The sequence below is a fragment of the Streptomonospora litoralis genome (assembly GCF_004323735.1).
Taxonomy (GTDB): domain Bacteria; phylum Actinomycetota; class Actinomycetes; order Streptosporangiales; family Streptosporangiaceae; genus Streptomonospora; species Streptomonospora litoralis.
The window spans coordinates 1225928-1238829 of record NZ_CP036455.1 but is presented as its reverse complement, the minus strand read 5'-3'; the positions used below and the strand labels follow the sequence as shown (position 1 = coordinate 1238829).

At 72.1% G+C, this 12902-nt stretch carries 11 protein-coding genes; 1 reads left to right on the top strand and 10 read right to left on the bottom strand.

The genetic code is table 11. The annotated features are described in order from the left end of the window. Window positions 1-46 precede the first annotated feature (46 nt). The 10 genes from EKD16_RS05280 to EKD16_RS05240 form a co-directional block, all read right to left on the bottom strand. Window positions 47-1108, bottom strand: a complete 1062-nt coding sequence (locus tag EKD16_RS05280; RefSeq protein WP_131097362.1) for a zinc metalloprotease — start codon at window positions 1106-1108, stop codon at window positions 47-49. A gap of 187 nt (window positions 1109-1295) precedes the next feature. Next, window positions 1296-3014, bottom strand: coding sequence for a DEAD/DEAH box helicase (locus EKD16_RS05275; protein WP_131097361.1), 1719 nt, complete (start codon window positions 3012-3014; stop codon window positions 1296-1298). A gap of 135 nt (window positions 3015-3149) precedes the next feature. Then, window positions 3150-3317, bottom strand: coding sequence for a hypothetical protein (locus tag EKD16_RS25220; protein WP_165498498.1), 168 nt, complete (start codon window positions 3315-3317; stop codon window positions 3150-3152). A gap of 7 nt (window positions 3318-3324) precedes the next feature. Next, a complete protein-coding gene (locus EKD16_RS05270; protein WP_131097360.1) occupies window positions 3325-4134 on the bottom strand; it encodes a class E sortase in 810 nt (269 codons plus the stop codon). Window positions 4135-4502: 368 nt separating this feature from the next. After that, window positions 4503-4745 (bottom strand): DUF3039 domain-containing protein, encoded by a 243-nt coding sequence (locus EKD16_RS05265; protein WP_131097359.1) that lies wholly within the window; start codon window positions 4743-4745, stop codon window positions 4503-4505. Between the two features lie 54 nt (window positions 4746-4799). Then, window positions 4800-5387, bottom strand: a complete 588-nt coding sequence (locus EKD16_RS05260) for a YqgE/AlgH family protein (protein ID WP_131097358.1) — start codon at window positions 5385-5387, stop codon at window positions 4800-4802. A gap of 88 nt (window positions 5388-5475) precedes the next feature. Continuing rightward, window positions 5476-6939 carry an NAD-dependent malic enzyme gene (locus EKD16_RS05255; RefSeq protein ID WP_131097357.1) on the bottom strand — a complete coding sequence of 488 codons (1464 nt, stop codon included), beginning with the start codon at window positions 6937-6939 and terminating at the stop codon, window positions 5476-5478. Window positions 6940-7264: 325 nt separating this feature from the next. Beyond that, window positions 7265-7990, bottom strand: coding sequence for a cytidylate kinase-like family protein (locus tag EKD16_RS05250; RefSeq protein WP_131097356.1), 726 nt, complete (start codon window positions 7988-7990; stop codon window positions 7265-7267). 232 nt (window positions 7991-8222) lie between these two features. Further along, window positions 8223-9167 (bottom strand): tetratricopeptide repeat protein, encoded by a 945-nt coding sequence (locus EKD16_RS05245; RefSeq protein WP_131097355.1) that lies wholly within the window; start codon window positions 9165-9167, stop codon window positions 8223-8225. Between the two features lie 99 nt (window positions 9168-9266). Then, entirely contained in the window at window positions 9267-10997 is a 1731-nt protein-coding gene (locus EKD16_RS05240; protein ID WP_131097354.1) for an acyl-CoA mutase large subunit family protein, read from the bottom strand. A gap of 554 nt (window positions 10998-11551) precedes the next feature. Here EKD16_RS05240 and EKD16_RS05235 point away from each other — a divergent pair. Continuing rightward, entirely contained in the window at window positions 11552-12793 is a 1242-nt protein-coding gene (locus EKD16_RS05235; protein ID WP_131097353.1) for a tetratricopeptide repeat protein, read from the top strand. Window positions 12794-12902 lie beyond the last annotated feature (109 nt).

Below are 12902 nucleotides of genomic sequence, written 5' to 3'. Positions count from 1 at the left end.
CCCGGTGCGCTCCCCGCCGCCCGCGGTGCCTATCGGGCACCCTCTGCTATGCGGCGGGCGAGGGTGCCGAAGCCGACGGAATCGGCGATGCGGTAGGCGTCGGCGTCGGTGACGCGGTCGGCGACGCCGTGGGCGTGGGTGTCGGTGTCGGTTCGGGCTCCGGGGAGCGGAACGCCGTCCAGTGCTCCGACATGCGGGTGGCCTGGCCTTCGGTGAAGTTGTTCAGGCACGGGTCGTCGCTGTAGTCCATGAAGTTGTGCACCGGGTCGTCGCCGGATCGGGCGGGGCAGGTGTCTCGGCCCTCCGGGCACCCCGACGACTGTTCGGCCTCGTAGGGGGTGTCCGCCACGTAGTCTCCCGGTTCGGTGCAGGCGTTCTGGAAGGTGTGGAACAGGCCGAGCCAGTGGCCGCTCTCGTGGACGGCGGTGAACCCCAGGTCGAAGCCCTCCAGCCCGCCGCCGGGAATGGTGTTGCGGTCGACCACGACTCCGTCGCTCTCGGGGGCGGCGGAGTAGTCCTGCGGGAAGGTGGCCTGGCCGAGGATTCCGTCGCCCAGCTGAGCGATGTAGAGGTTGAGCGTCTCCGCTCCGCCCTGGCGCAGGCTGCTCTTGATCTCGCTCTCGTTCGCGCTGAAGTCGGCGGCCCACGCGTCGTCCGCCGTCCGGGTGACGTCCTCCAGGCGGAAGTCGAAGCGCGTGTCGGCACCGGAGTAGCCGCCTCGGAACGCCTTGTTCAGCACGGCGATCTGCTCGTTCACGGTTTCGGCGGAGACGTCGCCGGTGCCGTCCTCGGCGTGGATTATGTGCACCGCGACCGGAACGGTGATCTCAGCGGCGGATTCCTGCGCGTCGGGGCCCTGCTGGGCCCGCAGCGCCTCGCGCAGTTCCTTGTCGTATGCTGCGGCCTCCTCGGCGGTGAGGTGGCCGTGCTCGTCGCGGCGGGGCTCGATCCGGCTCTGCGCGGACTCCGGCGGGCAGTCGTCCGCGGCTCGCGCGGCTCCCGTCGTGTCGGCCTCGGCGGCGGATGCGGCGACGACGCCGGCGAGCGCGCCCGCCCCCATCAGCAGACCGCCCCACAGCCGCAGCGCCGCGCCCGTTTCGCCACCCATGGCCGTGCTTCGGGTTTTTCCACCGTGTTCCATAAACACGGAAGGTAGTTACCTGATTACACCTAATCCCGGGCGGCATGCCCGCCTTGCGAAGAGTTTGCCGGTCCTTGCGCAACCGTCGCCCCGCGCGCAGGCACCCGAGTAGATACCCGAGCGCCGCCCGCCCCGGTGGTGCCTTCTCCGCCGGTTACCGCCCGCCGGTGGCCCAGGTGCGGATCTTGGCGATACGCGCCCGGATCTGCTCCTCACTGGCCTGGGCGATCGGCGGGCCGCCGCATGCGCGGCGCAGCTCGGTGTGAATGACGCCGTGCGCCTGCCCGGTGCGGTGGTGCCAGGCGCCGACGAGGCTGTTCAGCTCCTTGCGCAGATCGGCGAGCACCTCGTGGGCGGGCGGGCCGGACTCCTCCTTGCGCGGTGCCTTGCGCTCGTTGGCCTTCTGGTCGGCCTTGCGCTTCCGCAGCAGCTGGCTGACCTGCTCGGGCTCCAGCAGTCCGGGCAGCCCGAGGAAGTCCTCCTCCTCGGGGGAGTCCGGTGCACCGCCCCCGAACTCCGAGCCGTCGTACAGCGCCCGGTCGAACTCCGCCGAGGCCTCCATGGTCTCGAACGGCAACTCCTCGCCGGCGTCGGGCGTATCGCGCTTCTTGCGCGCCTCGTCGACCATCTCCTGCTCGGGGTCGAAGTCGCCCTCGCGGAGAGGGCGGTCCAGCGCGTGGTCGCGCTCGCGCTCCATCTCCCCGGCGTACTCCAGCAGGGTGGGAACCGAAGGCAGGAACACCGAGGCCAGTTCGCCGCGCCGGCGCACCCGCACGAAGCGGCCGACCACCTGGGCGAAGAACAGCGCGGTACTGGTGGAGGTGGCGTAGACGCCCACCATCAGCCGCGGCACGTCTACGCCCTCCGAGACCATGCGCACCGCGACCATCCACCGGTCGTCGGACTCGGCGAACTGCTTGATCTTCTTGCTGGCCGTGGGGTCGTCGGAGAGCACGACGGTGGCGCCGCGGCCGGTGATCTGTCGCAGGATGCGCGCGTAGGCGCGGGCGTTCTCGTGGTCGCTGGCCACGACCAGGCCGCCTGCGTCGGGATGGCTGTTGCGGACCTCGGTGAGCCGGCGGTCGGCGGCGGCGAGCACCTTCTTGATCCAGTCGCCCTTGGGGTCGAGGGCCGCGCGCCACGCCTGGGCCAGCGCGTCTTGGGTGAGCGGTTCGCCCAGCCGCGCCGCCAGTTCGTCGCCGGCCTTGGTGCGCCAGCGCATCTCGCCGGAGTAGGCCATGAACATCACGGGGCGTACGACCCCGTCGGCCAGCGCGGGGGCGTAGCCGTAGCTGTAGTCCCAGGCGCAGCGCCGCACGCCGTTGTGGTCCTGGACGTACTCGACGAAGGGGATCGGGTTGACGTCGGACCGGAAGGGCGTGCCCGTCAGCGACAACCGCCGCGCCGCCGGTTCGAACGCCTCGCGGACGGCCTCGCCCCAGGACAGGGCGTCGCCGGCGTGGTGGACCTCGTCGAAGATCACCAGGGTGCGGCGGGACTCGGTGCGGTTGCGGTGCAGCATGGGGTGCGCGGCGATCTGCGCGTAGGTGACGGCGGCACCGGTGTACTGCTTGCCGAGGGCGCCCTGGCCGTTCTTGAAGTCGGGGTCGACGGGGATGTCGAACGCCGCCGCGGCCTCGGCCCACTGCTTCTTCAGGTGCTCGGTCGGGCACACGATGGTCAGGGAGCGGATGGTGTGGCGGGCCAGCAGCTCGGCGGCGAGGGTCAGCGCGAACGTGGTCTTGCCGGCGCCGGGCGTGGCGACCGCGAGGAAGTCCCGCGGCTCCCGGCGGAAGTACTCCTCGAACGCCTCGCGCTGCCACTGCCGCAGACCGCTCAGCCGATCCTCGGTGTTGGCGTCAACAAGCGTCATGCTGCGATTCCCCAGTTGCTCACGGGGATGAGGGTATCCCGCTGCGCCGGGGCGCATGCGGCGCGCCGGCGGGTGCGTTCGTCACTCTCGCGGTGGCGCCCGGGCGCTGGTGCGCCCTCTGCGCCCCGCTCCGCCTCAGCCGCCCTGCACCTCGACGGCACCGTCGTTGAAGGGCATGAGCGGGTCGATCGCCGGGAACACGTAGTACCACAGCCCGGCGGCGACGCCCGCCACCAGAGCCAGCGCCAGCAGCAGCTTGACCGGCCAGGGGCCGGGCAGCACGCGCCAGATCAGGCCGTACATCAGCGGATCACTCCCCCTGGCCCTGGTCCTGCGGAGCCATGTCGGCGATGTTGTCGGGCATGCCCTGGTCCTTGGAGCGGGTGTCGGTCAGCTCGGCGTGGACGATCAGCCGGTGGGTGTTGTTCAGCTTGGGTGCGCAGGTGGTGATCGTCAGCAGGGCGCGCCGGGGGTCGTCGTTGTTCTCCGGGTTGAACGGGTCGGGGTCGACGACCTCGACGTGGTCGGGGGTGACGGTGCGCTCCTCGACGATCCGGTAGGTGTAGAAGTTCTGCGCGTCCTCCAGGACGAGCTCGTCGCCGGTCTCCACCTGGTCCAGGTCCCAGAAGATGCCGGGGGTGCGGTGCCCCGCCACCGCGTAGTTGCCCTTCTCGCCGGGTTCGGCCGCGTCGCCGCCGGAGACGTCGTCGTCGCCGTAATGCCCGGGGCTGTAGCGGATGTCCTCCTGGGAGACGCCGTTGACGACGACCCACTTCAGGCCGAGCTCGGGGATGTAGAGCCGGCTGTCGGCCGAGCCGGGCATCGCGCCGGAGTCGGGCCCGCTCTCCTGGGCCTCGGCCTGCTGCGACCACTGCTCTTCCAGGCCCTGGGCGAGCTGCTGCTGCTCCTGGTCGGTCTGCATCTGCTTGCCGTAGACCTCGTAGACGGCGAAGAACAGCATCAGCACCCCGGCGGTGAACAGCAGCTCGCCGAAGACCCGCACGGTCCCGCGGACGATGTCGCCGCCGGTGTGCCGACGCTGGGGAGGCTTCCTGCGGCGCCCCCGGGCGTGGCTCCGGCGGCCGGCGGGGCGCGATTGCCGTTCACGAGTGGAGACCATGTGACCTACCGTCGGTTGCCGCCCCGCCGACCGGCCGCGCACGGCGCAGGGGCGTGTGCCGCGCTGCCCGGAGGCGGCGGTGCGGGGGTTTGAGTCGGATGACCTCGAAAGTCGCATTCGGCATACGCGGACGCGTTCATCCCGGTCGGGCCGAATGCTGCGATTGGTCCATCGTGGAGCCTACCGCGCGCAAAGCCCGCGCACAGCAGGCCCACGGAATCCGCACCGACCGCAGCGGCGGCCGGAAACGGCCGCGCACCGGTGATGGCCGCGCGCGAACCGGGGCGCGGCGCGCCGATCCGCCGCACCCCCGCTGCGTCACCCGTGGTCAGCGACCGATCGGCCCCCGGTGGCACCCGAGGAGGGGGTCACTTCATCATCTCCTCGTAGATCTCCTTGCACTCCGGGCAGACCGGGAACCGCTTGGGGTCGCGGTTGGGCACCCACACCTTGCCGCACAGCGCGATCACCGGGTCGCCCGTGACGGCGCTCTGGGTGATCTTGTCCTTCTGTACGTAATGCGCGAAGCGCTCGCGGTCGCCGTCATCGTGCGAAACATCCGGCCGGGTCTCGCTCTCCGGAACCACCTTGTTGACAACGTCCATTGCCATCGGGCCCTCACACCTCCTCCATGCTCATTCCACGGTATCCGGCGGCACCGGCGCTCAGTTCCGTGTCGGGTCGTCGGGATAGGTCGATACCAAGGCGAGATCGCCGCCCTGGCGGCGCAGCACGCGCGGCCACAGGGAACCGGGGTCGGGGGAGAACACGTCTTCGGCGACGGCGGGGACCACGTACCAGGCTCCCTCGTCGATCTCGCCGGCGAGCTGGCCCGCACCCCAACCCGCGTACCCGGCGAAGACGCGGAACCGGCCGAGCGCCTCGCCGAGGATCTCCGGCGGGGTGTCGAGGTCGACGACGCCCAGGCCGTCGACGCGCGACCCCTCGTGCGGGGCGCCTTCCAGCGGCCGCCAACCCAGCGGCGAGTCGCCGCCCCCGGGCATGCCCAGCGCCAGCCCGGCGCCGGTGCCCACAGGCCCTCCGGAGAACATCACAGCCGGTTCGGTGGCGAACCCGCTCCAGTCCACCAGCACTTCGCCGACGGCCAGTTCCAGGGGGCGGTTGACGATCACGCCGAGCGTGCCCTCGTCGGGCTCGTCGTCGACGACGAAAACGACCGCCCGCCGGAAGTTGGGGTCCTCCAGCAGGGGTGTCGCCACCAGGAGGCTTCCGGTCAGAGTCGGCTCTTCCATGCTCCACGTGTACCCGCATCGCCGCCCGGAATCCAGTGCGACCGACCGTCGAGGCCCGGCGCCGGGCGGCGGGTGCTCGGGTGCGCGCCTACTGCGCCGGCGCGGACGCGCCGCCCTTGCGGGCGGCCTGGGAGCCGCCGCCCGCCCGCTCGGCGCGCTGCGCCTGCTCTCGCAGTGCGGCGTCGCGCACCGAGGCGGCCACCTGCTGGGCGAGGTCGGGCTGGAAAACACTGGGGATGATGTAGTGCGGACCCAACTCGTCGTCGGTGACGACGTCGGCGAGCGCCTTGGCCGCGGCCACCATCATGTCGGCGTCGACGTGGTCGCTCTGCGCGTCCAGCAGGCCGCGGAACACTCCCGGGAAGACCAGCACGTTGTTGATCTGGTTGGGGTAGTCGCTGCGCCCGGTGGCCACCACAGAAGCGTGCAGGTGGGCCACCTCGGGGTCGACCTCGGGGTCGGGGTTGGCCAGCGCGAAGATGATGGAGTCGTCGCTCATCTCGGCGATGTCGGCACCGTCGAGCACGTTGGGCGCCGAGACCCCGACGAACACGTCGGCGCCGCTCACCGCACCGCGCAGATCGCCGTCGTAGCCCTCGGGGTTGGTGTTCTCGGCGATCCAGGCGAGGTTGGGGTCGAGGTCGCCGCGGCCGGTGTGCACCGCGCCGTGCACGTCGCAGACCACGATGTGCTTGGCGCCGGCGTGCATCAGCAGTTTCAGGATGGCGGTGCCCGCGGCGCCGGCGCCCGACATCGCGATGCGGACCTCGCCGAGGTCCTTGCGCACCACGCGCAGGGCGTTGCGCAGCGCGGCGAGCACGACGATCGCGGTGCCGTGCTGGTCGTCGTGGAAGACCGGGATGTCCAGCAGTTCGCGCAGCCGCTCCTCGACTTCGAAGCAGCGCGGGGCGGAGATGTCCTCCAGGTTGATGCCGCCGAACCCGGGGGCGAGCACCTGGACGGTGCGCACGATCTCGTCGACGTCCTGGGTGTCCAGGGCGATGGGCCAGGCGTCGATGTCGGCGAAGCGTTTGAACAGCGCCGCTTTGCCCTCCATGACCGGCATGGCCGCCTGCGGGCCGATGTTGCCCAGGCCCAGCACCGCCGAGCCGTCGGTGACCACGGCCACGCTGTTGCGCTTGATGGTGAGGCGGCGGGCGTCGTCGGGGTTGGCGGCGATGGCCTGCGAAACCCGCGCCACTCCGGGGGTGTAGGCCATGGAGAGTTCGTCGCGGTTGCGCAGCGGCACCTTCGACTTCATCTCGATCTTGCCGCCGAGGTGCAGCAGGAAGGTGCGGTCGGAGACCTTGTGGACCGTGACGCCCTCGATGCCGCCGAGGGCGTCGACGATGGCCTGGGCGTGGTCGGTGTCGCGCGCGGCGCAGGTGACGTCGATGCGGATGCGCTCGTGGCCCGCCGAGGCGACGTCGAGGGCCGTGATGACGCCACCCACGTGCTCGACGGCGTTGGTGAGGCTGCCCACCGCGCTGCCGTGTCCGTCGAGCTCCAGACGAATCGTAATGGAGTAGGAGACGCTGGGAAGGGTGGCCACGTAATGCTCCTTGGAATCACGGATCTGCCGTGGGGACTGGGCGCAGGCCTGCCGCGCCGGCGGGGGAGGGACGGCGGAGGCCGGGCCGGGCGCGATCACGCCCGGCGCCGTGCCGCGGTCGGGCGCTGCTGCCGCATGGCGGCGGGGGCCGCGGGCCGGCCGCGTGAAGGCACGGTGGGCGCACCTCTCATAGTGCCATCACCTCCGGTCCTCCGTGCCCTCCGCAGGTAAGAAAACGGACACGTGAACCGTATGCGGTATCCCACGCGCAGGAGCAAAGGGGCGGGGCGACCGGTCCGGTCGAGCCGCCGGCTCGCGCGGCCGCTCATGCCTGCGGCGCGCGCTCCCGGGCCAGGCGTTCGACGATGTCGGCGCAGGTCTCCAGCTCGAAGGCGGTGGAGTCGAGGACCGCGTGGTACAGCGCTGGCGAGGCCGGGTCGACCCGGTAGAACCGGCGTACGTAGGCGGAGCGCGCGCGGTCGTTGTCGCGCAGGTCGCGCATCGTGGGCGGATTCCACGACTCCGCGCCGCCGCCGGCCGCGGACTCGTCCGAGCCGGCCGTGCCCCGGTCGGGTTCGGGACCGGCGAACTCCTCGCGCAGTTCGGCGGCCCGGGTGAGCCTGCGCTCCGGCGGCCCGTCGAGGCGGACGTGCAGCGCGGCGGGATGGTCGGCGAGCACGCACGCGCCCGCGCGACCCAGGATCACGCCGCCGGACTCGGCAACCTCGTGGATCACCTGCTCCGTGCGGTCCACGAACTCCTGGTCGAACAGGAGTCGGCCGCTGCCCTCGGCGGCGTGCACGTAGCTCATGTCGATACTGCCGGGGGTCACGGCGGGCAGTCGCGCGGCGCCGGCGAGCAGGCGCTGGATGCCGGTCGGCGCGCGGTCGTCGTGTTCGAGCACGTCCTGCAGCGAACAGCCGAGGTCGCGGGCGACGGCGGCCGGGATGGCCCGGTCGACGAAGGCGACGCCCAGGCGATCGGCCAGCGCGGGTCCGACCACGCTGCCGCCGGCCCCGAAGGCCGCCGATATCGTCACCACGTACGCCATCGCATCCACCGTTCGGATCGGCCTGGCGCCGGCCGCGGCCGACCACCCGTGCCCCGGTGGTACCCGGCGCGCAGCGCCCGCCCACCTACGGCGCCGATCCTACTGCCGCGCGTCCGCACCTGCCGGGCAGGCGCGGGGGCGCGGCGCACCTGGCGCGCCCCCGGCACCGGGCGGACCGGCGGACCGGCCGATGCCGGGGGCGGCACAGCTCAGCGGCACCCGCTCGATTGCCTCAGAACAGCGCGGAGGTCAGCGAGCGGCGGGCCTTGGCCACGCGCGGGTCTCCCGGGGGCAGCACCTCGAACAGCGAGAGGAGGTGCTGGCGGGCGCGGTCGCGGTCGTCCTCGGCGGTCCGCCGCACCGTGGAGATGAGGCGGTCGAAGGCGTCCTCGATCTTGCCGCCGTACATGTCGATGTCGGCGACGTCGATCTGGGCCTGGACGTCCTGGGGGTTCTCGGCGGCGGTCTGGCGGCGCTCGTTGGCGTCGAGCATGCGGACGCGGCCGACCAGGCGGATGTGGGCGAGCTTGAGCTTGGCCTCCTCGTCGTTCGGATCGGCCTCGACCGCCCTGGAGTAGACCGCTTCGGCCGCATCGAAGTCGCCGCGTTCCAGCGCCTCCTGCGCCTCGGCGTCGGCGGCGCTCTGCGGTTGGCCGCCCTCCTGCTCCTCTTCGGCGGGCTCCTGCGGTTCACCCAGGCCGGTGTACTCCTCGGGCAGGATGCCCTGCTGGCGCAGACCGTCGAAGACCTGGACGAGCCACTCGCGCAGCTGATCGTAGGTGGCGGGTCCGCCCGGACCGGGCACGACCTGGCCGCCGATGACCATCGCGACGGTGGGCACCGACTGCACCCGCATCGCCTGGGCGATCTGCGGGCTGGCCTGCACGTCGACCTTGGCGACGGCCCATTGGCCGCCGGCCTCGACGGCCAGTCGGTCCAGGGCCTTCTCGACCTGGCCGGACTGCTCGGAACGCGCCTGGAGCACCGCCAGGACGACGGGCACGTTCATCGAGCGTTCGAGAACCTCCTGCTGGAAGTTCTCCTCGGTGATGTCGATGGCGTAGGGATTGGCGTTACCGGACGACTCCTCGGCCTGCCGCTTGGCCTCGCGATCCAAGGCCGCTTTGCGAGCTCCGAGGTCGACCGCGCTCTGCATGGAGTAGTCCGAAGGCTGCATACCCCCATCCTGCCCCATCACCGGAGGGGACGGTGAAGGTTGCGCACAGGCGTTCCGCCATCGGCGGCCGGGCGGGCCCGGCCACCGGCGGCGGGCGCGCTACAGGTGCGGGTCCTCGGTGTAGGTGCCGAACTCCTCGCCCATGGTTCCGCAGATCTCGCCGAGCGTCGCCTCGGCGCGGGCGGCCTGCAGGATGACCGGGATGAGGTTGGGCCGGGCGGGGTCGCGCACGGCGGTGAGCAGGTCGGCCAGTGCGGTGTCGACCGCGGCCTGGTCGCGCCGCTTGCGGCGTTCGGCCAGCTCCCGGTTCTGCTCGCGCTCGATCTCGTGGCTGATGCGCAGGGTCTCGACCTCGCCGGTGACCGAGGAGGTGTGGCAGTTGACCCCGACGATGCGCTTCTCGTCCTTCTCCAGAGCCTGCTGGTAGGCGAACGCCGACTCGGCGATCTCGGAGGTGAACCAGCCGTTGTCGATGCCGGCGAGGATGCCCGAGGTGATGGGGCCGATGGCGTGCTCGGCGTCGGCGCCGCCGCCCATCAGCTCGATGCGCTCGAAGACGCGCTCGGCCTCCTCCTCCAAGCGGTCGGTGAGCGCCTCGACGTAGTAAGAGCCGCCGAGCGGGTCGGCGACGTTGGCCACGCCGGTCTCCTCCCGGAGGACCTGCTGCGTGCGCAGCGCGATCTCGGCGGAGCGCTCGGTGGGCAGCGCGAGGGTCTCGTCCAGGGCGTTGGTGTGCAGCGAGTTCGTGCCGCCGAGCACGGCGGACAGCGCCTCCGTGGCGGTGCGGACCACGTTGTTGTAGGGCTGCTGGGCGGTCAGCGAGACTCCGGCGGTCTGGGTGTGGAACCGCATCCACTGGGCGCGCTCGTCGGTGGCGCCGAAGCGGTCGCGCATCCAGCGCGCCCAGATGCGGCGCGCGGCGCGGAACTTGGCGACCTCCTCGAAGAAGTCGATGTGGGCGTCGAAGAAGAACGACAGGCCGCGCGCCAGCCGGTTCACCTCCAGTCCGCGGGAGAGGCCCAGTTCGACGTAGCCGAAGCCGTCGGCGAGGGTGAACGCCAACTCCTGGGCGGCCGTGGCCCCGGCTTCGCGGATGTGGTAGCCGGAGACCGACAGCGGCTTGAACGCCGGGATGTTCTCCCCGCAGTACTCCATCAGGTCGCCGATGAGGCGCAGGTGCGGCTCGGGCGGGTAGAGCCACTCCTTCTGGGCGATGTACTCCTTGAAGATGTCGGTCTGCAAAGTGCCGTTGAGCACGGAGGTGTCGACGCCCTGGCGCTCGGCGGCGACCAGGTACATGCAGAAGACGGGGATGGCCGGGCCGCTGACGGTCATGGACGTGGTGGTCTCCGACAGCGGGATGCCGTCGAAGAGGATGTCCATGTCGGCCGCGGAGTCGACGGCCACGCCGCAGTGGCCCACCTCGCCCAGCGCGAAGGAGTGGTCGGAGTCGTAACCCATGAGCGTGGGCATGTCGAAGGCCACCGACAGCCCGCCGCCGCCGGACTCCAGGATCATCCGGTAGCGCTCGTTGGTCTGGCGGGCGTTGCCGAATCCGGCGAACTGGCGGATGGTCCAGGCGCGGCCGCGGTAGCCGGTGGAGTAGAGCCCGCGGGTGAACGGGAACTCCCCGGGCCACCCGATCCGCTCGAAGCCGGGGACCTCCACGCCCTCCGGCGGCCCGTAGACGGGCTCGACCGGTTCCCCGGAGATGGTGGTCCGCCCCTCGGGCGCGGTGGTGCACCGCCCGCCGGAATCGGGTGCGCGCGCGGCGTCGTAGCGCGCCTGCCAGCGGGCGCGGCCCGCGGAGATGTCTTCAGCCTTGGCCATGCATCAATAGTAGGACGACCAAGTAAACGTGCATAGGGGTACGCGCAGCCGCGGTGCACCGGTCTGCCCGTTCCCCCTCGCAAGATTCTCGCCCGGGCAGCGGACCGGTATCGGCTCGGCGTCGCCCGCGCCGCAGGCGTTGACCCGGCCGCGGCCGCGCTGCAGCATGATGCCCGGCCCCGGCGTGGGACCGCTCCCACAGCGCCCGGCCCCGGCCCGACTCGCATTCCCCCACCACTGAGCGAGGACCGCCTTGACCGACGAGTCCCCCGCCGCCACACGGAAACGGGCGGGGAAGAAGCCGACCTGCTCGGTGCGCGCCTGGTCCTCGCCCACGGCCTCCAAGAGGCGGGGCGCACGGATGCGGCCGCCGAAGCCCTCCGCGCGATCATCGCGGACTGCCGCTCGTGGCTGAGTTTCTACGACCGCAGTCGGGGGGCGCTGATCCTTATGGCCGAGGCGGCACTCGACGGGCCGGACGACCCGGTGGCCACCACGGAGTGACTGCCGACTCGCCGCCTTCAGCCGACCCCGAACCCGGAAACGAGACGCCTGTGACGGATCACACTCCCTCCCCCGCCCCGGACTCTCACGCGCCCGTGGACCTGTCCCGGCTCCCCCGGCGGGCGCGGGCGCTGTTGGAGGTGGCTTCGCTGCTCGATCCGGAGGGGTTCCCGGCCGAGGTGCTCACCGGCCTGGGCGTGCTCGACGTCGCGCCGTACCTGCGTGAGGCCCCCGGTCAGCCGCGGCCCGTGGCTCGGCGGATACTGGCGGCTCTGCGGCCGAAGGGCTCGGACGCACGCACCGTGCAGCGGGCATTCGCCCAGCTGGTGCAGCACGGGCACCTGGTCGGCGATCCGTCGTCTACCGTGCGGGTTCCCGAGGCGGCGCGCCGGGCCGCCCTGGCCGCCCTCGCGGGAGACGCGCTCACCTTCGCCGCCGGTACCGCCGCGGACGCGCTGGACGGGTACTGGAGTTACCGCCTGGACTTGAACCCGACGGCGCCCGAGCATCCCGGCCTCGACCCCGTGATGCTGGCCAACACCGCCGCGCTGTCCGAAACCGCCGGCGACATCCTGGTCGAACTCTCGCACGACCTGCTGTTCCAGTTCGGACACCGGCTGCGTGCGACGCGGCGCCCGGTAGAGGAGGAGGCCGACTACTGGCGCCGCCTCGCGGCGGAGTTCGAGCGCCTGCAGGGCCCCGACACCGACGACGCCCTCGGGGCCCGCGAGCAGCTCGCCGGCGCCTACATCGAGCGCGGCGGCCGCGAGGAGGCGGAAACGGCCGTCGAGCTCTACGACGCGCTGCTGGCGGACCGGCACCGCGTGCACGAACCCGGCCACGAGGAGACCTTCGCCACCGCCGTCAACCGCGGCGCGGCGCTCGCCTTGGCGGGGCGGGCCGAGGAGGCCGTCGCGGCGCTTCAGAAGGTGGCCACCGAGGCCGCGGACCGCGGTGCCGGTTGGCCGACGACCTCCCACGTGCGCGACCGCCTGGCCCTGGCCCACCGGCTGGCAGGCCGCCCCGAAACCGCGCTTTCGCTGCTGCAGGAGGCGGTGGGCACCGAGGAGGAAGCCCACGGCCGCTTCTCGCGCCCCGCCCTCGAAGCCCGCTTGGCGCTGGCCGGCGGACTGCGCGAGGCCGAGCGGAAGGACGAGGCCGCCGACGCCTACCGCGCCGTGCTGCACGACGTGCGCGCGAGATACGACTCACGCAACCCCGAGCACCCGATGCTGATCGGCCGGGCGGAGTCCGCCCTGGCGGAGCTGGGCTCCCCCGCCTTCGAGGAGTAGGAGCGCAAGGCGCGGCCGCGCGGCCGGGCGGCGGTCTGAAGGATGGGGCTCAGCGGCCACCGGGCCGGGTGCTCGCCGGTGACGGCGGCAGACTCGGCGCGGCTTGGCC

What these genes read in the sequence shown, in the direction of transcription:
- EKD16_RS25220 (WP_165498498.1), bottom strand. Translation starts at nt 3,317, where the DNA reads ATGTACGGCCTGATCTGGCGCGTGCTGCCCGGCCCCTGGCCGGTCAAG.
- EKD16_RS05275 (WP_131097361.1), bottom strand. Translation starts at nt 3,014, where the DNA reads ATGACGCTTGTTGACGCCAACACCGAGGATCGGCTGAGCGGTCTGCGG.
- EKD16_RS05245 (WP_131097355.1), bottom strand. Translation starts at nt 9,167, where the DNA reads ATGCAGCCTTCGGACTACTCCATGCAGAGCGCGGTCGACCTCGGAGCT.
- EKD16_RS05270 (WP_131097360.1), bottom strand. Translation starts at nt 4,134, where the DNA reads ATGGTCTCCACTCGTGAACGGCAATCGCGCCCCGCCGGCCGCCGGAGC.
- EKD16_RS05280 (WP_131097362.1), bottom strand. Translation starts at nt 1,108, where the DNA reads ATGGGTGGCGAAACGGGCGCGGCGCTGCGGCTGTGGGGCGGTCTGCTG.
- EKD16_RS05250 (WP_131097356.1), bottom strand. Translation starts at nt 7,990, where the DNA reads ATGGCGTACGTGGTGACGATATCGGCGGCCTTCGGGGCCGGCGGCAGC.
- EKD16_RS05240 (WP_131097354.1), bottom strand. Translation starts at nt 10,997, where the DNA reads ATGGCCAAGGCTGAAGACATCTCCGCGGGCCGCGCCCGCTGGCAGGCG.
- EKD16_RS05260 (WP_131097358.1), bottom strand. Translation starts at nt 5,387, where the DNA reads ATGGAAGAGCCGACTCTGACCGGAAGCCTCCTGGTGGCGACACCCCTG.
- EKD16_RS05265 (WP_131097359.1), bottom strand. Translation starts at nt 4,745, where the DNA reads ATGGCAATGGACGTTGTCAACAAGGTGGTTCCGGAGAGCGAGACCCGG.